At 68.2% G+C, this 22,159-nt stretch carries 20 protein-coding genes and 1 tRNA gene; 8 read left to right on the top strand and 13 right to left on the bottom strand.

All coding sequences use genetic code 11. The features are described from left to right. Nucleotides 1-25: 25 nt before the first annotated feature. The 4 genes from AC07ZS_RS22645 to priA all read left to right on the top strand — a co-directional run bounded on the left by AC07ZS_RS22645 (nucleotide 26) and on the right by priA (nucleotide 6,617). Complete coding sequence (locus AC07ZS_RS22645; protein ID WP_494800784.1) at nucleotides 26-2,242, top strand: protein-disulfide reductase DsbD family protein; 2,217 nt, start codon at nucleotides 26-28, stop codon at nucleotides 2,240-2,242. 51 nt (nucleotides 2,243-2,293) lie between these two features. Further along, nucleotides 2,294-2,920, top strand: a complete 627-nt coding sequence (locus tag AC07ZS_RS22640; protein WP_494800783.1) for a redoxin domain-containing protein — start codon at nucleotides 2,294-2,296, stop codon at nucleotides 2,918-2,920. Nucleotides 2,921-2,991: 71 nt separating this feature from the next. Beyond that, nucleotides 2,992-4,095 (top strand): uroporphyrinogen decarboxylase, encoded by a 1,104-nt coding sequence (gene hemE, locus AC07ZS_RS22635; protein ID WP_494800782.1) that lies wholly within the window; start codon nucleotides 2,992-2,994, stop codon nucleotides 4,093-4,095. Between the two features lie 377 nt (nucleotides 4,096-4,472). Further along, nucleotides 4,473-6,617 carry a replication restart helicase PriA gene (gene priA / locus AC07ZS_RS22630; RefSeq protein WP_494800781.1) on the top strand — a complete coding sequence of 715 codons (2,145 nt, stop codon included), beginning with the start codon at nucleotides 4,473-4,475 and terminating at the stop codon, nucleotides 6,615-6,617. On the opposite strand, the gene AC07ZS_RS22625 is transcribed toward priA, so the two are convergent. Together AC07ZS_RS22625 and AC07ZS_RS22620 are read right to left on the bottom strand one after the other, a co-directional pair. Further along, the gene (locus AC07ZS_RS22625; protein ID WP_494800780.1) at nucleotides 6,614-7,021 is read right to left on the bottom strand and encodes a response regulator; all 408 of its coding nucleotides are present in this window, start codon (nucleotides 7,019-7,021) and stop codon (nucleotides 6,614-6,616) included. The genes priA and AC07ZS_RS22625 overlap by 4 nt on opposite strands. Beyond that, nucleotides 7,018-7,521 (bottom strand): GAF domain-containing protein, encoded by a 504-nt coding sequence (locus AC07ZS_RS22620; RefSeq protein WP_494800779.1) that lies wholly within the window; start codon nucleotides 7,519-7,521, stop codon nucleotides 7,018-7,020. The genes AC07ZS_RS22625 and AC07ZS_RS22620 overlap by 4 nt, the downstream gene beginning before the upstream one ends. A gap of 141 nt (nucleotides 7,522-7,662) precedes the next feature. Between AC07ZS_RS22620 and AC07ZS_RS22615 the strand changes: the two genes are divergently transcribed. After that, a complete protein-coding gene (locus AC07ZS_RS22615; RefSeq protein ID WP_494800778.1) occupies nucleotides 7,663-8,628 on the top strand; it encodes an MBL fold metallo-hydrolase in 966 nt (321 codons plus the stop codon). Nucleotides 8,629-8,656: 28 nt separating this feature from the next. On the opposite strand, the gene AC07ZS_RS22610 is transcribed toward AC07ZS_RS22615, so the two are convergent. The 3 genes from AC07ZS_RS22610 to AC07ZS_RS22600 all read right to left on the bottom strand — a co-directional run bounded on the left by AC07ZS_RS22610 (nucleotide 8,657) and on the right by AC07ZS_RS22600 (nucleotide 11,504). Further along, the gene (locus AC07ZS_RS22610) at nucleotides 8,657-9,385 is read right to left on the bottom strand and encodes a hypothetical protein (RefSeq protein WP_494800777.1); all 729 of its coding nucleotides are present in this window, start codon (nucleotides 9,383-9,385) and stop codon (nucleotides 8,657-8,659) included. A gap of 30 nt (nucleotides 9,386-9,415) precedes the next feature. Next, complete coding sequence (locus AC07ZS_RS22605; protein WP_494800776.1) at nucleotides 9,416-10,342, bottom strand: type III secretion system chaperone family protein; 927 nt, start codon at nucleotides 10,340-10,342, stop codon at nucleotides 9,416-9,418. A gap of 199 nt (nucleotides 10,343-10,541) precedes the next feature. Next, on the bottom strand, nucleotides 10,542-11,504 hold the full coding sequence (locus AC07ZS_RS22600) for an AEC family transporter (RefSeq protein ID WP_494800775.1): 963 nt from the start codon (nucleotides 11,502-11,504) through the stop codon (nucleotides 10,542-10,544). Nucleotides 11,505-11,603: 99 nt separating this feature from the next. Between AC07ZS_RS22600 and AC07ZS_RS22595 the strand changes: the two genes are divergently transcribed. Then, on the top strand, nucleotides 11,604-13,682 hold the full coding sequence (locus tag AC07ZS_RS22595; protein WP_494800774.1) for an ATP-dependent helicase: 2,079 nt from the start codon (nucleotides 11,604-11,606) through the stop codon (nucleotides 13,680-13,682). After that, entirely contained in the window at nucleotides 13,679-14,176 is a 498-nt protein-coding gene (locus tag AC07ZS_RS22590; protein ID WP_494800773.1) for a hypothetical protein, read from the top strand. Before AC07ZS_RS22595 ends, AC07ZS_RS22590 begins: the two co-directional genes overlap by 4 nt. Nucleotides 14,177-14,188: 12 nt before the next feature. On the opposite strand, the gene AC07ZS_RS22585 is transcribed toward AC07ZS_RS22590, so the two are convergent. From AC07ZS_RS22585 to AC07ZS_RS22570, 4 genes are all read right to left on the bottom strand, one after another. Next, on the bottom strand, nucleotides 14,189-14,440 hold the full coding sequence (locus AC07ZS_RS22585) for a hypothetical protein (protein ID WP_494800772.1): 252 nt from the start codon (nucleotides 14,438-14,440) through the stop codon (nucleotides 14,189-14,191). Beyond that, nucleotides 14,440-15,723, bottom strand: coding sequence for a TRAP transporter large permease (locus tag AC07ZS_RS22580; protein ID WP_494800771.1), 1,284 nt, complete (start codon nucleotides 15,721-15,723; stop codon nucleotides 14,440-14,442). Before AC07ZS_RS22580 ends, AC07ZS_RS22585 begins: the two co-directional genes overlap by 1 nt. Nucleotides 15,724-15,745: 22 nt before the next feature. Continuing rightward, complete coding sequence (locus AC07ZS_RS22575) at nucleotides 15,746-16,261, bottom strand: TRAP transporter small permease (protein WP_494800770.1); 516 nt, start codon at nucleotides 16,259-16,261, stop codon at nucleotides 15,746-15,748. A gap of 71 nt (nucleotides 16,262-16,332) precedes the next feature. Further along, entirely contained in the window at nucleotides 16,333-17,319 is a 987-nt protein-coding gene (locus AC07ZS_RS22570; RefSeq protein WP_494800769.1) for a TRAP transporter substrate-binding protein, read from the bottom strand. 104 nt (nucleotides 17,320-17,423) lie between these two features. On the opposite strand from AC07ZS_RS22570, the gene AC07ZS_RS22565 reads away from it, so the two are divergent. Continuing rightward, on the top strand, nucleotides 17,424-18,452 hold the full coding sequence (locus tag AC07ZS_RS22565) for a LysR family transcriptional regulator (RefSeq protein ID WP_494800768.1): 1,029 nt from the start codon (nucleotides 17,424-17,426) through the stop codon (nucleotides 18,450-18,452). Nucleotides 18,453-18,557: 105 nt separating this feature from the next. On the opposite strand, the gene AC07ZS_RS22560 is transcribed toward AC07ZS_RS22565, so the two are convergent. The 4 genes from AC07ZS_RS22560 to AC07ZS_RS22545 all read right to left on the bottom strand — a co-directional run bounded on the left by AC07ZS_RS22560 (nucleotide 18,558) and on the right by AC07ZS_RS22545 (nucleotide 22,149). Next, entirely contained in the window at nucleotides 18,558-18,926 is a 369-nt protein-coding gene (locus AC07ZS_RS22560) for a hypothetical protein (RefSeq protein ID WP_494800767.1), read from the bottom strand. Nucleotides 18,927-19,035: 109 nt separating this feature from the next. Continuing rightward, nucleotides 19,036-19,111 (bottom strand) — tRNA-Phe (locus AC07ZS_RS22555). Between the two features lie 59 nt (nucleotides 19,112-19,170). Then, nucleotides 19,171-19,869 carry a response regulator gene (locus AC07ZS_RS22550; protein WP_494800766.1) on the bottom strand — a complete coding sequence of 233 codons (699 nt, stop codon included), beginning with the start codon at nucleotides 19,867-19,869 and terminating at the stop codon, nucleotides 19,171-19,173. Between the two features lie 30 nt (nucleotides 19,870-19,899). Then, entirely contained in the window at nucleotides 19,900-22,149 is a 2,250-nt protein-coding gene (locus AC07ZS_RS22545) for an ATP-binding protein (protein WP_494800765.1), read from the bottom strand. Nucleotides 22,150-22,159 lie beyond the last annotated feature (10 nt).

The raw sequence follows: 22,159 nt of genomic DNA, 5'->3' as shown, positions 1-22,159 counted from the left end.
CCCCTGTCCCCCCGCCTGTTGTCCGATGCCCCTCAACGCCTTTTCTTCGGCCCGCCGCACCACGCGCCACCTGTTCGGCGCCCTGCTGCTGGCCCTCGCCCCCTTCTCGGTGCCCGCCCAGGGCCTGCTGTCGGGCACGCCCGCGCAGACCGTGGTGCAGAGCGACCAGGCGCGCGCCGAGCTGCTCGCCCATGCTCCCGAGGGGGCCGGGCCGGGCCAGCCGGTCTGGGTCGGCTTGCAGATCACCCACGCGCCCGACTGGCACACCTATTGGAAGAACTCGGGCGACTCCGGCCTGCCCACCGACCTGCAGTGGACGCTGCCGCCTGGCGTGACGGCCGGAACCATCGCCTGGCCCACGCCGCGCAAGTTCCCGATCGGCAACCTCGCCAACTACGGCTACGACGGCACAGTCGTGCTGCCCGTGCCCTTGACCGTGGACCCCGCTTTCACCGGCCGGCAGATCGACGTCAAGCTCTACGCCACCTGGCTGGTCTGCCGCAAGGAGTGCATCCCCGAAGAGGGCCATTTCAGCCTTCGCATTCCCGTGCAGGGCTCCACCGGCCTGCACGGCGCCGCCTTCGATGCCAGCTTCCAGGCCGCTCCCAAAGACCAACCGGCCCTGGGCAGCCGCGCCGCGCCTGAGCCCGGCTTCCTGAACGTGGCGCTCGACGGCCTGCCTGCCGCCTGGCGCGGCCGGTCGCTGGAGTTCTTCCCCGAAGCCGCCGGCCTGATCGAACCCGGCCAGCCCTGGACACAGGCCTGGGACGGCGAACGCTGGAGCGCGCGCGTGCCGCTCTCGCCGCACCGCAGCGACAGCCCCGACCGGCTCGCGCTGGTGCTCGCCCAGGCCTCGCCTGCGGGCCAGGGCCCGGGCAGCACCGGCGTGCGCCTGGACGTGCCGGTGCAAGGCACCTGGCCGGCCGCCGCCCCGCTGCCCGCCGCCGTGCCCGAGGCGCTGCAGGCCGCGCTGGACGCCAATGCGGCCCGTGCAACCGCCGCCGCCCCTGTGGGCGGTGCCAGCTCGCTCACCCTGGGCGCGGCCCTGCTGGGTGCGCTGCTCGGCGGCCTCATCCTCAACCTCATGCCCTGCGTGTTCCCGGTGCTGGCGATCAAGGTGCTGGCCTTCGCGCAGCACGCCGACGACCGCCGTGCCCACCGGGCCAACGGCCTGGCCTACACCGCCGGCGTGGTGCTTTCCTTCGTCGCGCTCGGCGCCCTGCTGCTCGGGTTGCGCGCGGCGGGCGAGCAGCTCGGCTGGGGCTTCCAGCTGCAAAGCCCGGGCGTGGTGGCCGCGCTGGCCGTGCTGTTCACCCTGATCGGCCTGAACCTGGCCGGCCTGTTCGAGTTCGGCAGCGTGCTGCCCAGCCGCATCGCCAGCCTGCAGGCCCGCAACCCGACCACCGACGCCTTCCTCACCGGCGTGCTGGCCACCGCCATCGCCTCGCCCTGCACCGCGCCTTTCATGGGCGCCTCGCTGGGCCTGGCCATCGCCCTGCCTGCCGGGCAGGCGCTGGCCGTGTTCGCCGCGCTCGGGCTCGGCATGGCGCTGCCTTACCTGCTCGCCAGCTGGGTGCCGGCGGTGGCGCGCGCGCTGCCGCGCCCGGGCGCCTGGATGGCCACCTTCCGCCACCTCATGGCCTTCCCCATGTTCGCCACCGTGGTCTGGCTGCTGTGGGTGCTGGGCCAACAAAGCGGCATCGACGGCGCGGCCGCGCTGCTCATGCTGCTGGTGGTGCTGGCCCTGCTGGTCTGGGCCCTGGGCCTGCGCGGCCGCGGCCGCACCGTGATCGCCGGGCTCTCGCTCATCGGCCTGGCCTGGCTGGGCTGGACCCTCGGCCCGAACGTGACGCGCCTGCAGGACACCGTCCCCGGCCAAGCCGTGGCCACGGCGGTCGAAGGCGTGAGCTGGCAGCCCTGGAGCCCGCAGGCCCAGGCCGACCTGGTCGCGCAAGGTCGCCCGGTGTTCGTCGACTTCACCGCCGCCTGGTGCGTCACCTGCCAGTACAACAAGCGCACCACGCTGGCCGATGCCAGTGTGCTCGGCGACATGGCCGGCAAGAACGTGGCCCTGCTGCGCGCCGACTGGACGCGCCGCGACCCGGCCGTGACGGCCGCACTCGCCGGCCTGGGCCGCAACGGCGTGCCGGTGTACGCGATCTACAAGAACGGTCAGGCCCCGCAGGTGCTGACCGAAGTGCTCAGCGTCGAGGAGGTCCGCGCGGCGCTGGCCCGGCTGTAGGCCGAGCAGCTCCTTGTTTGTTCATCCACCGTGTCTTCCAGGAGTTCCACCATGCAACGCCGTCCCCTGCTCGCCCTGGCCGTCTTTTCGCCCTTGGGCACGATGCTGGTCACGCCCGCGTTCGCGGCCCCCGGTGTGGGTCAGGCCGCGCCCGACTTCAGCCTCCAGGACACCTCCGGCAAGACGGTCCGGCTCTCGGACTTCAAGGGCAAGACCGTGGTGCTGGAGTGGAACAACCCCGGTTGCCCCTTCGTGCGCAAGCACTACCAGGGCAACATGCAGGCGCTGCAGAAGGAAGCCAACGGCCAGGGCGTGGTCTGGCTCGCGGTCAACTCCACGCGCGACGACAGCGCCGACTACCAGTCGCCCCAGCAGCTCGGCCGCTGGATGACCGAGAAACAGGCCAGCCCCACCGCCACGCTGATGGACGAGGACGGCAAGGTGGGTGAAGCCTATGCCGCGCGCGTCACGCCGCACATGTACATCGTCAATGCGCAGGGCCTGCTGGTGTACGCCGGCGGCATCGACAGCATCGCCTCGGCCCGGGTGGACGACATCGCCAAGGCCACCAACTACGTGCGCCAGGGCCTGAGCGAGCTGCGCACCGGCAAGCCTTTGAGCGTGGCCACCAGCCGCGCCTACGGCTGCGGCATCAAGTACAAAAACGGCGCGGCGTAGCCGATGCGCCTGTGCCCTGGGTGGGGGCCGATAATCCCCCGATACCCCCTACCCCTGTCCCCGGTACCGACATGCCCTTTGCCCCCCTGCAGAACGACAGCTTTCTGCGCGCCTGCCTTCGCCAATCCACCGAACACACGCCCGTCTGGCTCATGCGCCAGGCCGGCCGCTACCTGCCCGAGTACCGCGCCACGCGCGCCCAGGCCGGCAGCTTCATGGGGCTGGCGACCAACACCGACTACGCGACCGAGGTGACGCTGCAGCCGCTGGAGCGCTACGCGCTGGACGCGGCCATCCTGTTCAGCGACATCCTCACCGTGCCCGACGCCATGGGCCTGGGCCTGTCGTTCGCCCTGGGTGAAGGCCCGAAGTTCGAGAAAACCGTGCGCACCGAGGCCGACGTGGCCGCGCTGGCCGTGCCCGACATGGACAAGCTGCGCTACGTGTTCGACGCCGTCACCTCGATCCGCAAGGCGCTCAACGGCCGCGTGCCCCTGATCGGTTTCTCGGGCAGCCCCTGGACGCTGGCCTGCTACATGGTCGAAGGCGGCGGCAGCGACGACTACCGCGCTGTGAAATCGCTGATGTACGCGCGCCCCGACCTGATGCACCGCATCCTCGCGGTCAACGCCGACGCGGTGGCCACCTACCTTAACGCGCAGATCGAGGCCGGCGCGCAGGCCGTGATGGTGTTCGACAGCTGGGGCGGCGTGCTCGCCGACGGCAAGTTCCAGGACTTCAGTCTGGCCTACACGCGCCGCGTGCTGGCGCAGCTCAAGCGCGAACACGAGGGCGTGGTGATCCCGCGCATCGTCTTCACCAAGGGTGGCGGCCTGTGGCTGGACGACATGAAAGACCTGGACTGCCACGCCCTGGGCCTGGACTGGACCGTGAACCTGGCCCGCGCGCGCGCCCAGGTGGGCGAAGGCCCCGGCGGCAAAGCCCTGCAGGGCAACATCGATCCCAACGTGCTGTTCGCGCCGCCCGAGCGCATCGAGGCCGAAGTGGCGGCGGTGCTCGAAAGCTTCGGCCGGCCGCACCAGGGCGCCGGCACCGGCCCCACGCACATCTTCAACCTGGGCCACGGCATCAGCCAGCACACGCCGCCGGAGCACGTCTCGGTGCTCGTGGATGCGGTGCATTCTCATTCACGGCGGCTGCGCCAGGGCGCCTGAAACGCGCCCGCAGGGGTGTCATGAGGCGGTCAAAAAGGCCGCCTCCGACTGGCCATAACACAAATAATGCCGAAAAAGTCACTTGACACGCCTTACTTATGCACAAAATTCGTGCTGCGGTGCGCCATCAGGCTCAGCCGCCCCAGGCGCAGGACAAATCCTACAAGTGCCTCGTAAGTTGTTGATTCATAACAGTTTTAATTTCTGCTTTTTTTGCGGGCAATTTAAGCAAACCCTTGATTTGCAAGGGTTCTGACGCCGCCCAGGCAAACTATCAACAAAGTTATCCACAAAAAGTCTGGATATGTTTCGATGCACTGTCAAATCAACGACTTAGCGCGCCTTCCGCCAGTCCAGCTGAGGAATGGGCGCTAAGCATGGCTTTCTGGCCCAGCGTCGTCGTCGCCACCCCGGCCCACAGCGGGGTGGGCGCCAGCCTGACCTACTGGAGTGAGCTGTCGCTCACGCCGGGCACGCTGGTGCGGGTGCCGCTCGGTGCCCGGGAGGTGTTGGGTGTGGTCTGGGAATGCCCCGACGAACCGCCCGAAGGACTCACCGAAGCCCAGACCAAAGCCGTGGCCGGTGTGCTCGACGGCCTGCCGCCCCTCAACGCGCGCTGGCGCCAGTTGGTGCGCTTCGCCGCGCAGTACTACCAGCGCAGCCTGGGCGAGGTGGCGCTCGCGGCCCTGCCGCCGCAGTTGCGCGACCTGAACGCGGTGCAGCTCGCCCGCCGCCTCAAGAAGAAAGAGAAACAGCAGGCCGCCCGCGCCGAGCCGACACAGCCCGAAGACACCACCACCGCCGGCCCCGACCTGAGCGACGAGCAACGCGAGGCACTGCAAGCGCTCGAAGCGGCGCAGGCCCCGGTGCTGCTGTACGGCGCCACCGGCAGCGGCAAGACCGAGGTCTACCTGCAGGCGACGCAGCATGTGCTGCAGGCGCAGGCCGACGCACAGGTGCTGGTGATGGTGCCGGAGATCAACCTCACCCCGCAGCTGGAGGCGCGCTTTCGCGAGCGCTTCGAGCCCCTGTTCGGCGCCGGCGCATTGGTCTGCCTGCACAGCGGCATGACGCCTGCGCAGCGCCTGAGCAGTTGGCTCGCGGCGCACACCGGCCAGGCCCGCATCGTGCTCGGCACGCGCATGGCGGTGCTGGCCAGCCTGCCCGGGCTGCGCCTGATCGTGGTCGACGAAGAACACGACCCCAGCTACAAGAGCCAGGAAGGCGCGCGCTACTCGGCGCGCGACCTGGCGGTCTACCGCGCCAAGGTGGAAACCGAGGCCCTGGCGGCCGGGACGGGCGACGCGACGGCGCGCTGCCGCGTCGTGCTCGGCTCGGCCACGCCCTCGCTGGAAAGCTGGCACGCGGCCGAGCAAGGCCGCTACCTGCGCCTGGCCATGCCGGCGCGCATCGGCGGCGGCGCCCTGCCGCGCCTGCGCCTGGTCGACATGAACCACCAGCCCAAGGGCGCGGTGCTCGCCCCGCCTCTGGTGGCGGCGATGGCCGAACGCATCGCGCGCGGCGAACAGTGCATGGTGTTGCTCAACCGGCGCGGCTATGCCCCGGTGCTGGCCTGCCACGACTGCGGCTGGAAAAGCGCCTGCCCGCACTGCAGCGCCTTCCGCGTGTTCCACAAGCTCGACCGCACGCTGCGCTGCCACCACTGCGGCTTCACCGAGCGCGTGCCGCGCGCCTGCCCCGAATGCGGCAACCTCGACATCGCGCCCATCGGCAAGGGCACGGAGCAGGTGGAGGAACAGCTCGCCGGCCTGCTGGCCGATGTGAAACGCCCCGACGGCGGGCCCGCGCGCGTGGCGCGCATGGACGCCGACTCCACCCGGCTCAAAGGCAGCCTGGAACTGCAGCTCGCCACCATGCACAGCGGTGAAGTGGACGTGCTGGTGGGTACCCAGATGATCGCCAAGGGCCACGACTTCCGCCGCATCACACTGGTGGCGGGCATCAACGCCGACTCGGGCCTGTTCGCCAGCGACTACCGCGCGCCCGAGCGCCTGTTCGCGCTGCTGATGCAGGCCGGCGGGCGCGCCGGGCGCGACGCCGTTTTTGTCAGCAGCCAGGGCAGCCAGAGCGAGCTGTGGGTGCAGACCTGGACACCGCAGCACCCGCTGTTCGCCGCCTTGCGCCAGCACGACTTCCCGGCCTTCGCCGCACAACAGCTGGCCGAGCGCGAAAGCGCGGGCATGCCGCCGTTCGGCCACCAGGCGCTGCTGCGCGCCGACGCCAAAACCCAGCAGGCGGCCCAGGCCTACCTGAACGCGGCCGCGCAGGCGGCCGACGGCCTGCCGCACCGCGACGAAATCACGCTCTACCCGGCGGTGCCGCTGACGATCCAGCGCGTGGCGAACGTGGAGCGCGCGCAACTGCTGGTGGAGGCCGTCTCGCGCGCCGCGTTGCAGCGCTTCCTGAGCGCCTGGCAGCCGGTGCTGCTGGAGTGCCGCAGCCTGCCGCAGGCGCGTGGCCTGGTCCGCTTCGCGGTGGACGTGGACCCCCTTGCAATCTAGACGGCGAGCGCTTCGGGCATGGGCCAGAGCTGCTCCAGCGTGTGCACCACGTCGCGCAGGCGGAAGGGTTGCAGGAGCAACCGGCGCACGTCGAGCTCCTTGAGCCGGGCCACCAGCTCTGCGTCGGCACTGCTCACCATCACCGCCACCGGGATATCGGGCTCGCAGCGCAGCTCACCCGCGCGCAGTCGCGCGATCAAGGCCAGCGCCGCGTCGCGCTCGGCGAGCGACAGCAGCAGGCCGTGGTCGGCATGGGTCTGCATCCATTTTTCACCCTGAGCGACGCTCATCGCCTGCTGCAGCCGCACCAACTGCAGTTCGCGGCACACCGAGGCCACCGTGCCGCGCACCAGGCCATCGGGTTCGATCAACAGCACCTGCGGCCGGCCCGCAGCGGCGCTCACGACACCGCCTCCTCGCGCCGGAACAGCTCCTCCACCACCAGGTCGCGCAGGCCGTTGAGGATGGCCTCGTCGAGCTTGTCGAACTCGCGCGGGCGACGGTCCATGATGCACAGGGTGCCCACCACCTGCCCGTACGGCAGGCGCAGCAGCGCCCCGGCGTAGAAGCGCACATAGGGCTGGCCCACCACCATGGGGTTGTCGGCGAAGCGCGGATCGGCCAGCGCATCGGGCACGATCAGCGTCTTCGCCATCGCCACCGCGTGGCCGCAGAAGGAAATGTCGCGCGGCGTCTCCTGCACGTCCTCCAGACCGAAAGACGACTTGAACCACTGGCGGTCGTGATCGACCAGCGACACCAGCGCAATCGGCACATTGAATTCCTGGGCCGCAAAGGCCGAGATGCGGTCGAAACGCTCCTCAGGCGGCGTGTCCAGGATCACCAGGTCGCGCAGCGCCTTCAGGCGCTTCGCTTCGTTGTGCGGCAAAGGGGGCTTGATCATGCGGACTCCTGGCCGGCCCTGTTGCCGGCTCGCCTTGAAGATCGGCAACTGGCGCGAAAACGTAAGGCCTGCAAAGCCGACCGCGCTCAAATATAAGTAAATTGCGATATAAGAGCAGGCAAGACCTATTGGAGACGAACCGTGCCTCGACTTTCCCTTCGCTGGTGGCTTGCGCCCCTGATCGCCCTGACCACCTTCACAGCCCAGGCCCAGCCCGCCGCCGACACCGGCCCAGCCATGACGGTGGAGGCGGTCGGCCCGCACAGCCACTATGTGCAAGGCCTGACCCAACTGGGCTCGACCAAAAACCAGAACTTCATCAGCAACGCCGGTTTCGTGATCACCCCCGAAGGCGTGGTGGTGGTGGACGCGCTGGGCTCACCGCGGCTGGCCGAGCGGCTCACGCAGGCGATCCGCCGCTTGACCGACAAGCCGGTGACGCACGTGATCCTCACCCACTACCACGCCGACCACATCTACGGCCTGCAGCACTTCAAACAGCTGGGGGCGAAGATCATTGCGCACAGCGCGTCGCGCGAGTACATCCAGTCCGACACCGCGCGCCTGCGCCTGGAAGCCTCGCGCACCGACCTGGCGCCCTGGATCGACGAGCAGACCCGCATCGTGCCGGCCGACGTCTGGATCGATGGCCCGACCTCACTCCAGGTCGGCGGCGTGGTGTTCGAGCTCACCCCGGTGGGGCCGTCCCACACGCCCGAGGACCTCACGGTGTTCGTGCCTTCGGAAAAGGTGTTGTTCGCGGGCGACCTGTTCTTCAACGGCCGCCTGCCCTTCGTGGGGCAGGCCAACAGCCGCCAGTGGATCCTGTCGCTGGAACGCCTGCTGGCCTTCGATGCCAAGGCCGTCGTGCCCGGGCACGGCGCAGCGTCGACCGATCCGAAGAAGGACATCGGCACCACACGCGACTACCTCAAGCACCTGCGCCAGAGCATGGGCGACGCGGTGGAGAACTTCGTGCCGTTCGAGGAGGCCTATGAGAAGACCGACTGGTCGGCCTTCGAGGCCATGCCCATGTTCGGCCCGGCAAACCGGATGAACGCCTACAACACCTACCTGCTGCTGGAGCAGGAGGCGTTGAAGCGCTAGGCCCCACGACGTCCGTGGCGTGGTGTTCTCAAGCGGATCGCCATTCCCTGTCCCGGAAGCGGTAGCGGCGGGGATCCAGGCCCTGGTCCCTTGTCCACTCGTCGTAACACGACGCCACCCGAACGGCCCGTTCACGCTCGGCAAATCCGATCGTGCGTCCTTCAGCCAACTCGATGACACGCTGTGACGAGTGCCAGAGGGATTGAAGCGGGAACAGGCCAGGAAACACGAAGCTGGCCACCATGAGCAGCACCGGGATGTCATCGGTCGCCAGTCGGTGGGCGAAATCTTCACCCAACAGCTTGCGCACCAACCAGCTCTTCCCCAGGAACTCGGCCCAACTGCCGTCGCCCAAGCCCCTCGAACACAGGGCCGCTAGGTACACGAGGGGAATCACGACGGTGTTCACCACCGGCAGACACACCACGGCCACCACCGCCGCGATCACCCGCAACACCTTGCACAGCCGTGGCCACCGCTGCGCAAACGTGGGCTTCGTCGACGGGGCATTCACCTCTTCGCTCTGCGAGACTTGCTCTGCGATGTCCGCTTTTTTCGATGAGACCGACACCGAAAGGTGCCCTGTGTCATCGGAGCGCACAGACCGGCCGTCGCTGGCACCCGAACCTGGTCGGGTCGAGAAGATGCTGCGACCGCCAGTGGACTCGATGCCTGACCCAGCAGTCTCCTTCTTCTGCAACGCTCCTGTTGCTTCGACGGTGGCGACACCCGCGCGTTGGGCTCCAATCATGCTCATGGGTTGCTTTCTCTGAAAAACGAATAACCATCAAACCCGTGGACGCGCACGCGCCGCCTCCACGGCCTGCAAGGCAGCCTCCCCCTGCGAAAGGGCCTCGCGCGTGTCGCGCCAGAACGCTTTGGCTCGAGCCGCCAAAGCGTGCAACAACTCGGTGAACTCCGCGGCACAGGGCTGCTCGGGCATCGCCTGTTGCAGCGTGAGCACCACCGCATCGCGCAATGGGTGCGCGCTGAAAGACAGGTGCTCGGAGACGCCCATCAGGTGGTTGCTCCACAGCAGCCCCTGCCACAGCCGTTCGCGAGAACCCGGCACCTCCATGCCCAGGTCGACGTGCACCTCGAAACGATCGGGGGTGGCGGCGTCGCGCCGTAGCAGCATGTCGACGCCGTCCACCCGCAAGGTACCCGACCCTTGCAGCAGCTCGGTCTGATGATCCAGGCCTGCGCGCTCGCAGACCGCGCGCATCAAGGCCACCCAGTGGTCGGTCCCCGGCTGCGCCAGCCGACAACCCCGGCGCAGCGGCGCCAGTGAGGGAAGATGGCCCACGGCGTTTCGCGAGGGCAGCGCCTGCCAATGCGCCTGGCCACACACCATGACCTGTCGCAGCCATTGCGCCACGTCCGAGCCCGTGGTGCGGGCGTCGAACGGATGCTGTGCCGTGAGCATCGCGCGGTTGTCGCCCGGCGTGAGGCTCCAGCACAAGCTGCCGTCCGCGCCCCATTCGTAGTTGCTGACCAGCAGCCGGTACCAGATCCACTCGCGCTGGTGCGCCGCCGCCGTGCCCAGATCCAGCTGCGCCTGCAGGCGATCGGCCGCATTCTGCGCATCGAACGTCAGCGCCAGTTCGAGCCCGCCCACATTCAGCAGCCCGGTCTGCTGCAGCATGGCCACGTCATCGAGGTCAAGGGCGCCGCACAACTGCTGCGACAGGCGATGATGGTCAGCGGGCGTCATGCAACAGGTTCCGGGTCGGCTTGGCGTGTTTGGCCCGAAAGAAGTGAGGGGCCACCATGGAGAGTTCGGCCCTGCTGTCGGAAACAAAAAAGCCCTGCGGCGCAATGCCTGCAGGGCCGATGGCTTCGAGGGAAGAAACGGTCAGTTGGTGTCGCACCGGTCGAGGTTCATCACTCCGATTCAGGCCACAAAAAATCTTTCAGGTCAACAGCGCCACCGCCCCCGAGAACGTGAGAAAGGCCGCCGCGGTGGTCACGAGAATGATGCGGGCGATGCGCCCGTTGTCGGCCCCGAAGCGCTCGGCCAGCAGCGAGACGTTGCTCGCGCTGGGCAACGCGGCCACCAGCACCATCACGGTGAGGGCCGCGGGCGAGAGCGGCAGCCCCATGCGAAGGGCAAGCCAGCCCACGGCGAACACCAGCAGCGGGTGCACGAAGAGCTTCATCAGCGCCACCGGCAGGTAGTCCGCCAGCGGCATGGGGTGGTTGGCCGTCATCTGCGCGCGGGCCAGCACCGCGCCGATGGTGAACAGGGCCACCGGCGAGGCCGCGTCGGCCAGCAGCCACACCGTCTGCTCCACCGGCTTGGGCAGGGTGAACGCCCAGGCCGAGGCCAGGCCGCCAAGCACAATGGCCCAGGGCATGGGGTTGGTCAGCACGCCCTTGAGCGCCTTGCGCGTGGCCTCGGCCACCGCCGCGCGGCCCTGCCCCTGCGCCTCGTCCAGGCGCGAGAGCGCGATGCACAGCGAACTGGTGATCACCATGTCCACCACCATGGTGAGGATGACGGTGCCCGCCGCCGACGCACCGAGCAGCGCCACGATGAGCGGCACGCCCATGAAACCGGAGTTGGGAAAGGCCGCCACCAGCGCACCCATCGAGGCGTCGTTCCAGCGGATGCGCGCGTTGCGCGTGAAGGCGATGGTGGCGCCCACCACGATGAGCCCGCACAACAGATACAGACCGGCCACCCAGCCGTCGAGCAGCTGCGCGATCGGCGTGGTGGAGCCGAAGCGGTACAGCATGCAGGGCAAGGCGAAGAACAGCACGAAGCCGTTGAGCCCGGGAATGGCCTCCAGCGGCAGCATGCGCCGGCGCGCGGCCACGTAGCCCGCGAGCACGAGCGCAAAGAAAGGGAAGGTGACCAGCAGGATGTGCAGCACCGGGCGATTGTCTCAGGCCCCCGTGGAACGGCCGCGACACCCCGCCCGGTATGATCCAACGCTCGTTTCCCGCCTTTCCCGACGCCCGCCTCCCCCTCCATGTCCCACGGCCTGAACATTGCGCAACTGGAAGCCGTGAACCACCTGGCGGGGCCCTGCCTGGTGCTCGCGGGTGCGGGTTCGGGCAAGACGCGCGTGATCACGCACAAGATCGGCCGGCTCATCCAGGCGGGCCTCGCGGCCGACCGCATCGCCGCCATCACCTTCACCAACAAGGCCGCCGCCGAAATGCGCGAGCGCGCCGCGCAGCTCGTGGGGCGCGATGCCAGGAAGGTGCTGATCTGTACCTTTCACGCCCTAGGCGTGCGCCTGCTGCGCGACGATGGCGAGGTGCTCGGTCTGAAGAAGCAGTTCTCCATCCTCGACACCGACGACATCACCAGCATGCTCAAGGACTGCGGTGGTACCACCGACACGGCCACGGCACGCGGCTGGCAGTGGGCGATCAGCGCCTGGAAAGGCGCCGGCATGAACGCGGCGCAGTGCCTGGCCCAGGCCAAGGACGAGGATGAGCGCGTGACCGCCACCATCATGGCGCGCTACGAAGAGCGCCTGGTGGCCTACCAGAGCGTGGACTTCGACGACCTCATCACCCTGCCACTGAAGCTGCTGCGCGAGCACGAAGACGTGCGCGCGCGCTGGCAGAAAAAGATGGGGCATGTGCTGGTGGACGAATACCAGGACACCAACGCCACGCAGTACGAGCTGCTCAAGCTGCTGGTGGGCGAGCGCGGGCGCTTCACCGCCGTGGGCGACGACGACCAGTCCATCTACGGCTGGCGCGGCGCCACGCTGGACAACCTGAAGAAGCTGCCGCAAGACTACCCCGAGCTCAAGGTCATCAAGCTGGAGCAGAACTACCGTTCCACCAGCGCGATCCTGCGCGCGGCGAACAACGTGATCGGCCCCAACCCCAAGCTGTTTCCCAAGACGCTGTGGAGCGACCTGGGCGAGGGCGAACCGGTGCGCGTGGTCGACGCCGACAACGAAGAGCACGAGGCCGAGCGCGCGGTGGCGCGCATCCTGAGCCTGCGCGCGAGCTCGCAGCACAAGGAGTGGCGCGACTTCGCCATCCTCTACCGCGCCAACCACATGGCGCGCCCGTTCGAGCAGTCGCTGCGCCGCGCGCAGGTGCCCTACAAGGTCTCGGGCGGCCAGAGTTTCTTCGACAAGGCCGAGATCCGCGACCTCTGTGCCTGGTTGCGCCTGCTGGTGAACAACAACGACGACCCGGCCTTCCTGCGCTCGGCGACCACGCCCAAGCGCGGCATCGGCCACACCACGCTGCAGCAGCTGGGCGCCTTTGCCACGCAGTACAAGCTGAGCCTGTTCGAGGCGCTGTTCGCGAACTCGCTGGGCACCGCCCTGCCCCCGCGCGCCGTGGCCACGCTGCACGAGTTCGGCCGGGCGGTGAACGACCTGGAGTACCGCGCGCGCCACACCCTGGGCCACGAGGCCGCGCGCGCCTTCCTCACCGAGTGGCTCAAGGACATCGACTACGAGAAGCACCTCTACGACAGCGAGGACAACGAGAAGGTCGCGGCCGCGCGCTGGACCAACGTGATGGACTTCTGCGACTGGGTGGCCGGGCGCTGCGGCGGCAAGCTGGAGGAAGAGGACGGCGTGAAGATCGAAACCGAACGCAAGAGCCTGCTCGAAGTGGTGCAGACGATCGCCCTGCTCTCCACGCTGAGCGAGCGCGAGCAGGACCAGAACGTGGTGACGCTCTCGACGCTGCACGCGTCCAAGGGCCTGGAGTGGCCGCACGTGATGCTGGTCGGCGTGAACGAGGGCCTGCTGCCGTTCAAGATGGAAGAAGAGCCCGGCCAGAGCGACGCGCAGGCGGCCGACATGGCGCAGCGCCTGCAGGAAGAGCGCCGTCTCATGTACGTGGGCATCACGCGCGCACAGCGCACGCTGGCGGTGAGCTGGCTCAAGCGCCGCAAGAAGGGCCGCGAGAGCATCCCCGGGCTGGCCAGCCGCTTCATCAAGGAGATGGCGTTGGACCAGGCCACCGTGAAGGAAGACCCGCGCGAGAAACTGCGCGCGCTGCGCGCCGAGTTCGCCCAACGCGCGACCCAGCAGGCCGCCCAGAAGGCGTCCGACACCACCCCATGAACCGATCGCTCCTGTCGCTGCTGGCCGTGCTCGCCCCGCTGGGCCACGCGCCCGCGTTCTCCCAGACCCCGGCCACCACCACCCCCCCGGTGGCTTGCGCCCAGGCCGGTGACATGGCACCCGGCCAGCTCTACGGCCTTTGGCAGCTCGCGCTGTGGCCCCAGGTGGGCGGCAGCGAGGCCGCGCCCGCCTCCACCGGTGCGGTGCTGTTCGAGCGCCATCCGGACTACCCGGGCAGCGTGCGCGGCAGCCTGAAGCGCAGCACGGCCGGCAACGACCGGCAGGCCGTGGTCTCGGGCGATGTGGCCAATGGCGAGTTCAACCTCGACGAATCGGCCGACGGCGTGAGCATGGACGCGGTCTGGGAAGGCGACGTCACGCCGACGGGCTGCGGCCAGGAACTGCGCGGCATCCGCCGTGCGGCCGAGGGGCGCGGCACACCGGCCGAGCCGGTGATGAATTTCGTGCTGAAGAAGGTGCCGGGCTGGCGTTGAGCCCGCAGCGCCTCAAGGCCGGGGATTCACCGGCGGTTGCAGCAGATGCCGGTTCTCCGGCGCCTGGAAAAAATCCACCAGCACCTGCAGGTCGCGCTTGTTGAACTGCGCGTAACCCTCGCCGGATTCGATGCGCGAGGACAGCACGGCCACGCCTTCGTGGAAGAAGTGCAGCGACAGGCCACGGTCCAGCACCACGTCGGTGATCTCGCCCTGGGGCGAGACGGCCGCGTCGGGGCTGGGGCGGGCGGCGGCGCGGCGCATCAGAAGCCCAGCGCGTGCGGCAGCCAGGTGGAGATCGCGGGGACGAAGGTGAGCAGCACCAGCACCACGAGGTGGGCCCACAGGAAAGGCGGCAGCTCGCGCGTGAGGGCCATGAGCGGCACCTTGGTCGCCACCGAAGTCACGAACAGCAACCCGCCCACCGGCGGCGTGATCATGCCCAGCGTGAGGTTGACGATGACCACCATCGCGAAGTGGATCGGGTCGATGCCCAGCGCGGCCGCGATCGGCGCCAGGATGGGCACGAGGATGGTGACGCCGGGCAGCGGCTCCATGAAGATGCCGAACAGCAGCAGCAGGATGTTCACTGCGATCAGGAAGGTGACCGGCGAGAGGTCCCAGCCGATGATGGCTTGCGCCAGGTCCTGCGGCACGCCTTCGATGGTGAGTACCCAGGCGAAGGCCGACGAGGCCGCCACCACGAACAGCACCGAGGCGGTGAGCATGGCCGAGCGAGCCGCGATGCCGGGCAGCGCCGACCATTTCAGCGTGCCGTAGACCCACTTGCCACAGACCAGTGCGTAGAACACCGCAACCACCGAGGCCTCGGTCGGCGTGAACACGCCGAAGCGGATGCCGACCAGGATGATCACCACCAGGAACAGCGCGGGCACAGCCTTGATGGTGTTCATGAGCATCTCGCGGCCGGTGGGGCGCGGGGCGTCGGAGCGGAAGTCGCGCCGGCGGCAGACCCACCAGTTGACCCAGCTCATGGCGGCGGCGATCAACAGGCCGGGGATGAAGCCCGCGATGAACAGCGCGCCGACGGAGACGTGCTCGTCCTGCAGCGCGTAGATGATCATGATGATCGAGGGCGGGATGATGGGCCCCACGATGGCGGTGCTGGCGGTCAGCGCGGCGGCGTAGGCGCGGTCGTAGCCGGCCTTGTCCATCATGCGCACCATCATCGAGCCCGGGCCGGCGGCGTCTGCCAGGGCCGAACCCGAGATGCCGGAGAAGATGGTGAGCGACAGCACGTTGGCATAACCGAGGCCGCCACGCAGGTGGCCGACGAACTGCGAGGCGAAGCGCAGCAGCACCAGCGTGAGCGCCCCGCCCGACATGATCTCGGCCGCCAGGATGAAGAAGGGCACGGCCATCAGCGGGAAGCTGTCCACGCCGGTGAACATTTCCTTGAAGACGATGATCTGGGGGTACTGCCCGCCCAAGGCCACGGCCAGGGCGGCGGCGATGGCGAGCGAGAACGCCACGGGCACGCCGATCAGCATGAGCACGACGGCGGCAACGAACAGGGTGATGACCATGGGAGGGTTCCGCGTCAGGGGCTCAGAGCGAGGCGGCCGCCTCGGCGTCCATCTCAGGCGACTCGTGGAAGCGGCCGTCGATCACGTAGCGGCGCACCAGGAAGGCCAGGTGCACCAGCATCAGCATGAAACCGGCGGGCAAGGCCGCGTAGATCCAGGCGAACGAGATGCCGGTGGCGGGCGTGGTCTGGAAGCGCATCACGCTGGTGTAGACGATGGAGAAATACGTCATCGACACGCAGAAGCCGGCGATCAGCAGCACCACGACCGCGCGCAGCACCCGCGCCAGCGGCGTGGGCACGGCCTGGTGCAGGTTGTCGATCGCCACGTGCCCGCCGAAGCGCAGCACCAGCCCGGCGCCCAGGAAGGTGCCCCAGATCATGAGGTGGCGCGCGACCTCTTCGGCCCAGACAATGGAATCGTTGGTCGTGTACCGCAGCACGACGTTGGCGAACACGATGACGGACATCGCCGCCAACAACAGGATCAGCACCCAGCGGTTGACGGCCACCAGGGCGTTCTCGAATCGGTCGATCATGGGGATTTCCTGCAGCGCGCGTGCACAAGCGCACCACCCGGCACGAGGCCGGGCGGTGCGGGGTCAGACGATCACTTCGCGTTGGCGATGCGGTCGATCAGCTCTTTGCCGTACTTGGAGGCGTATTGCTGGTAGGCCGGCGAGAGGGCCTGCTGGAACGGCGCCTTGTTGGGCACCTCGGTGATCTGCATGCCCTGGGCGCGCAGCTCGTCCACGCCCTTCTTCTCGATGTCGTCGACGAACTGGCGCATGGCCTTGGCGCCTTCCTTGGCGCCGGCGGTCACGGCGGCCTTCTGGCTGTCGTTGAGCGAATCCCAGAATTTGGGCGAGACCAGCAGCATGGCCGGCGAATACACGTGGCCCGTGAGCGCCAGGTGCTTCTGCACCGCCGAGAGCTTGGCCGAGGCGATCACCGAGATCGGGTTCTCCTGGCCGTCGATGGTGCCCTGTTGCAGCGCGCCGGTGACTTCTGGCCAGGCCATGGGCGTGGGCGCGGCGCCCAGCGTGCGGAAGGCCGTGATGTGCACCGGGTTTTCCATCGTGCGGATCTTCAGGCCCTTGAGGTCCTCGGGCTTGGTGATCGGGTGCTTGCCGTTGGTGATGTGGCGAAAGCCCTGCTCGCCCCAGGCCAGCGCGACCAGGTTGCGCGACTTGAACTTGCCCAGCAGGTCCTGGCCGATCGGGCCGTCGAGCACGCTGCGCGCGTGGTTGATGTCGCGGAACAGGAAAGGAATGTCGGTCACACCGACTTCGGGTACGAAGTTGCTCAGCGTGCCCGAGGACACGATGGCCGCTTCCACGGTGCCCAGCTGCAGGCCTTCGAGCAGCTCGCGCTCGCCGCCCAGGGCGCTGGAGGGAAATTGACGGAACTTGAACTGGCCGTTGGTGGCCTTCTCGAACGAAGCGGCCCAGGCGTTGGCGCCGGCACCGTAGTGCGAGTTGGGCGCCAGCGCGTAGCCGATCTTGACTTCACGGGTCTGGGCGTGCGCAGCGGTGCCGATGGCAAGGACGGCGGCGCCCACGGCCAGCAGGCCGGCGCGGCGGAAAATGGACATCATGTTTGTCTCCGATCGTTGTATGCCGGGTATGGCGGTCGCCACTGTATTGAGATGCCGGCATTCGAGCCAATACCGATTGCAGGCCTCTGCTATATGATTTTCATATGCCTGACATCCGGCAACTCCGCTATTTCATCGCCGTCGCCGAAGAGCTGAACTTCATGCGCGCGGCCGAGCGCCTGCACATCAGCCAGCCGCCGCTGTCGGTGCAGATCAAGGCGCTGGAAGAGGAACTCGGCGTGCAGCTGTTCGAGCGCACCAACCGCGGCGTGCTCATGACGCCGGCCTCGCAGACTTACTACGTGGAGGTCCGCGCGGTGCTCGCGCGGCTGGAGCACGCGCGCATCCTGGCGCAGCGCAGCGCGCGCGGCGACACCGGTTCGCTGGCGGTGGGCTTCGTGTCGATCGCCAACGTCACCATGCTGCCCCAGGCCCTCAAGCTGTGCCGCGAGCGCTACCCGGGCATCGAGCTGCACCTGTCCGAAGAAACGCTGGACATGCAGGTGCCCAACCTCCTGACGAACAAGATCGACATCGGCATCGCGCCCGGGCCGATCAACGAGCCCGGCCTCTCGTTCCAGCCGCTGTTCGACGAACGCCTGGTGCTGGCCCTGCCCGACAGCATGAAGGAGGCGCACATGAAGAGCCCCAGCATGGCGCTCTTCAAACACCAGCCCTTCGTGCTGTTCGGCCGCCCGATGGCGCCCGGCCTGTACGACGCAGTGCAGGACTACTGCGCGCGCGCCGGCTTCACGCCCGAGATCGTGCAGTACGCGCGCCAGATGCAGACCATCATCTCCATCGTCTCCACCGGCCTGTGCATCTCGCTCATCCCGTCGTCGCTGTCGCAGTTGCAGCGCCCCGGCGTGGCCTACGTGGTGCCCAAGGAGCCGAGCCCGATCGTGCGCATGGGCCTGCTCTACCGCACACAGGACCGCAACCCGGCGGTGAAGAACTTCATCGACATCGCGGCCGAGGCATCGCGCTTGTGGAAGAAGCGGCGCGGAGCCGCTACCGCGTCGCCTGCTCCATCTGGTCCGCGCGCTGCTGCTGCCCCTGATCCAGTGACTGCTGCAGTCGCTGCTGAACCTGCTCCTGCACCACCCGTCCCTGCTCGATCTCGTTTTTCTTGATCGCGCCCGCCGTGGCCGCCGTGCCGGCGGTCTCGACACCGCAAGCCGTCAGCAGCAACGCCGTGAAGGCGGCCAACCAGGTGGCGCAGCGGGGGCGGTGAAGGCTCATTCGAGTTCGGCGATCAACAGTTGACTCAGGTGCTCCGCGACATCGTTGTCGAAGCTCATGAGGGCATCGGACGGCTGCGCGGCAGCGGCGGCTTGCAGCAGATCATGCACTGCCGTCCGCTGCGTGTCATCCGCGGGGCGGCCGAGCCGGGACGCCAGCGTGGACAGCACCGCCTCGCGCAGCCGATCGGAACCGAGCACGTGCCAGGCGTAGTCGATCTCGTAACGGTCCACGAGGTTCCTGAGGCTCTCACCGTCCAGGCGGGCCTCGGTGGCGACATGCGCCACCGTGCGGGTCACGAGGCCTTGGGTGAAACGGCTCAACCGTTCGTTATCGCGCGCGAGCGCCGGGGTCACAACAGGCATCGTCTCTCCAGAGGGGGGATTGGGGACCGGCTTTGCACCCAGCGCGGGGAATTGCCGAACCCGGAAATGAAAAAGCCCATCGCACGAGGGATGGGCTTTTTCCGGGATTTGGTGGCCTGGGGCGGAATCGAACCACCGACACGCGGATTTTCAATCCGCTGCTCTACCAACTGAGCTACCGGGCCTTGGTGAGAAGCGAGATTGTAGCAGCTTCCGGCGCCCGGTTTTCAGACGCCGGCCGCGCTCAGAGCGCGTTGCGTTTGCTGCGCGCCAGATCCACGCCGAGCTGCTTGAGCTTGCGGTAGAGGTGGGTGCGCTCGAGACCGGTCTTTTCGGCCACGCGGGTCATGGAGCCAGACTCCTTGGCGAGGTGGTACTCGAAGTAGGCTTTCTCGAATTCGTCGCGCGCTTCGCGCAGCGGGCCGTCGAGGTTGAACGACTGTTGCGGTTGCGGCCCGAGGTCCGGCACCGGCTCCGGCAACGTGTGGCCTGTCGCGGTGGTTTCCACCGAGATCTCCGCCGAAAGCAAACCGCCCACGCGCATCACGGACGCGACGGCTCCGCTGGATTTCGGTGGCGGCGCCTTGTTCAGCCCCTGGTCCACCGCCTTGAGCAGCTTGGCCATGGTGATGGGCTTTTCAAGGAAGGCGGTGGCGCCGATGCGCGTGGCCTCGACGGCGGTGTCGATGGTGGCGTGGCCGCTCATCATGATCACGGGCATGGAGAGCAGGCCGCCACTGGCCCATTCCTTGAGCAGGGTCACACCGTCCGTGTCGGGCATCCAGATGTCGAGCAACACCAGGTCGGGGCGCAGCTGGGCGCGCACGGCGCGGGCCTGTGCGGCGTTTTCAGCGAGTTCGACCGTATGGCCTTCGTCGTTGAGGATTTCCGAGAGCAGGTCCCGGATCCCCAGTTCATCGTCTACGACCAGAATAGTTGCCATGGCGCGGAGTGTGTTCCTCGGAGCGTGTTGTCAATTAGCAACTGCGAATGATAACGACACTTGTGCACCGATCACCTTGCCTTCGGTCATGCGGTTGCTCAGATCCACGCGGCCACCATGTTCGTCCATGATTTTCTTGACCACCGCCAGGCCCAGACCCGTGCCTTTGACCTTGGTGGTGACATAGGGCTCGAAAGCCCGCTTGAGGATGTGCTCGGCAAAACCGGGACCTTCGTCGAGCACCGACAGGCGCACCCATTGGCCAGAGTCCGAGCGCCGGGTGCGCAGCAGCACCTGGGCACCGGGCACGCCAGCCATGGCATCCTGCGCGTTCTGCACCAGGTTGTGCAGGGTCTGCCGCACCTGCTGCGGGTCGGCCAGGGCCTTGGGCAGGCCGTCGGCGAGCTCCAGGCGCACCGGCACGGCGGCGTTGTCGTAGAGCATGACGATGTCGCGCACCAGGGCGTTGAGGTCGACCGGCGTGAGCTGCGCGGCGGGCAGGCGCGCGTAGTCGCGGAATTCGTTGACCAGGCGCTTCATGGCATCGACCTGGTCGACGATGGTTTTCACCGACTTGTTGAGAATGGCCTGTTCGGGCGGCTGCACCTTGCCGTCGAGCTTCATGGCCAGGCGCTCGGCCGAGAGCTGGATGGGCGTGAGCGGGTTCTTGATTTCGTGGGCCAGACGGCGCGCGACCTCGCCCCAGGCCTTGGCGCGCTGGGCGGACACCATTTCCGAGACATCGTCGAACACCAGCAGGCGCTCGTTGTTGGGCAGCAGAGCGCCACGCGCGATGAGGGTGATGCCTTCGTCGAAGGGCGTGGTGCCGTCCGCGCTGAGCTCGAAGGACTGCTGCCAGTGGCCGCCCTCGTGCTGCGCCTGGTCGGACAGGAAACGCTCGAACTGCTGCAGCACGCCGCTGCCGAGAGCCTCCAGCCCGGGCACATCGGCCAGCGGCTGGCCCATGTGAACCGCCAGCGGTGTGTGCAGGATGCGCGCCGCGCCGGGGTTGACGCTGCGCACGCGGCCCTGCTCGTCGAGCACGACGACACCGGCGGTGAGGTTGTCCAGGATGGTTTGCAGGTTGTCGCGCGCGGCGTCCACCTGCTCCATGCTCTGCTGCACCGCCGCGCGCGCATCCGAGAGGTCCTGGGTCATGTGCGCGAAGGTGCGCGTGAGGCTGGCGAGTTCGTCGCGCGAGGCCAGCGCGGTCTTGGGCGCGAGGTTGCCGGCCGCCACCTCGCGCATGCCTTCAGCAAGGACAAGCAGTGGGCGCACCAGCTGGTTGCCCAGCAGCACCGCCAGCAGCACGGCACCGAACACGGCGAGGAACAGCGCCAGCGTGAGGGTACCGATGTACATGCGCCGCAGGCCTTCGCGGGTGAGGGCACGCTCCTGGTACTCGCGGTTGGCCACTTGCACAGCCAGCGCGTCGGTCACCAGGGCGCCAGGCAGGGGCACCACCACCTGCAGGTAGCGCGACTCGGTGTTGAAGCCGAAATTGGGCGGACTCACCAGAGCCAGCACCTTGATGCGAGGCTGGCTGGCGGCGATCAGCGCTTCGATCTCGCCACTGCCGTCTTCCTCCAGCCCTTCGATCTGCGCCACGACACGGGCATTGCGCGCGCTGCGCAGCTGGGCGGGGGTAGGCCGCTCGGGATTGATGTCGAAGCGCGAACTGCCCGAGCTGCCCAAAGCCTGGCCGCTGGCGCTCCAGAGCACGATGTCGGTCACCCCCAGCTGCTCGCGCACACGCTCGAGCGCGAGCACGGCCGACGGGTTGGGCACGCGCGAAAGGCCCTCGGCAGCCACGCGGGTCTTGCTGCTGAGGTCGGCGGTCAGGGTGTCCAGCGTGGTGCGCCCGAGGTTGAGCCCGGCGGTGAGTGCGGACTCCACGCGGACGTCGAACCAGCTCTCGATCGAGCGCGAGACGAACTGGTACGACACGGTGTAGATGAGCAGGCCGGGCAGGATGCCGACCAGGCCGATGATCGCCGCCAGCTTGATCAGCAGCCGGCTGCCGAACTTGCCGCGTTTCAGGCGCAAGGCCAGCCGCAGCGCCAGCCAGAGGATGACCAGCAGCAGGAAAGCCGCCACCGCCACGTTGATGCCCACCAGCCAGGTGAAGTTCTGCTCGTAGAACGCCCGGTTGTTGGTGGCCAGGGTGAGCAGGAACAGCAGCACCATGCCCACGCCGATCATGAACACCAGCCCGGCGCCGATGGCCCAGCGCACCGCGGCGGGCTTGGACTTGGGTGCGGTGGTGTGGACCGGGGTCATGGTGGGGTCC

Source organism: Hydrogenophaga sp. GW456-12-10-14-TSB4 (assembly GCF_059424305.1).
Note: the sequence above shows the minus strand (reverse complement) of the source record. Positions and strands in the feature narration are given on the sequence as shown.

Excerpts from the sequence above, each read along its gene's own strand:
- AC07ZS_RS22560 (WP_494800767.1), bottom strand. The coding sequence starts at position 18,926 with ATGCCTGTTGTGACCCCGGCGCTCGCGCGCGATAACGAACGGTTGAGC.
- AC07ZS_RS22545 (WP_494800765.1), bottom strand. The coding sequence starts at position 22,149 with ATGACCCCGGTCCACACCACCGCACCCAAGTCCAAGCCCGCCGCGGTG.
- AC07ZS_RS22590 (WP_494800773.1), top strand. The coding sequence starts at position 13,679 with ATGAACCGATCGCTCCTGTCGCTGCTGGCCGTGCTCGCCCCGCTGGGC.
- AC07ZS_RS22640 (WP_494800783.1), top strand. The coding sequence starts at position 2,294 with ATGCAACGCCGTCCCCTGCTCGCCCTGGCCGTCTTTTCGCCCTTGGGC.
- hemE (WP_494800782.1), top strand. The coding sequence starts at position 2,992 with ATGCCCTTTGCCCCCCTGCAGAACGACAGCTTTCTGCGCGCCTGCCTT.
- AC07ZS_RS22580 (WP_494800771.1), bottom strand. The coding sequence starts at position 15,723 with ATGGTCATCACCCTGTTCGTTGCCGCCGTCGTGCTCATGCTGATCGGC.
- AC07ZS_RS22570 (WP_494800769.1), bottom strand. The coding sequence starts at position 17,319 with ATGATGTCCATTTTCCGCCGCGCCGGCCTGCTGGCCGTGGGCGCCGCC.
- AC07ZS_RS22645 (WP_494800784.1), top strand. The coding sequence starts at position 26 with ATGCCCCTCAACGCCTTTTCTTCGGCCCGCCGCACCACGCGCCACCTG.
- AC07ZS_RS22595 (WP_494800774.1), top strand. The coding sequence starts at position 11,604 with ATGTCCCACGGCCTGAACATTGCGCAACTGGAAGCCGTGAACCACCTG.
- AC07ZS_RS22585 (WP_494800772.1), bottom strand. The coding sequence starts at position 14,440 with ATGCGCCGCGCCGCCGCCCGCCCCAGCCCCGACGCGGCCGTCTCGCCC.
- AC07ZS_RS22550 (WP_494800766.1), bottom strand. The coding sequence starts at position 19,869 with ATGGCAACTATTCTGGTCGTAGACGATGAACTGGGGATCCGGGACCTG.
- AC07ZS_RS22575 (WP_494800770.1), bottom strand. The coding sequence starts at position 16,261 with ATGATCGACCGATTCGAGAACGCCCTGGTGGCCGTCAACCGCTGGGTG.
- AC07ZS_RS22605 (WP_494800776.1), bottom strand. The coding sequence starts at position 10,342 with ATGACGCCCGCTGACCATCATCGCCTGTCGCAGCAGTTGTGCGGCGCC.
- priA (WP_494800781.1), top strand. The coding sequence starts at position 4,473 with ATGGCTTTCTGGCCCAGCGTCGTCGTCGCCACCCCGGCCCACAGCGGG.
- AC07ZS_RS22565 (WP_494800768.1), top strand. The coding sequence starts at position 17,424 with ATGCCTGACATCCGGCAACTCCGCTATTTCATCGCCGTCGCCGAAGAG.
- AC07ZS_RS22620 (WP_494800779.1), bottom strand. The coding sequence starts at position 7,521 with ATGATCAAGCCCCCTTTGCCGCACAACGAAGCGAAGCGCCTGAAGGCG.
- AC07ZS_RS22610 (WP_494800777.1), bottom strand. The coding sequence starts at position 9,385 with ATGAGCATGATTGGAGCCCAACGCGCGGGTGTCGCCACCGTCGAAGCA.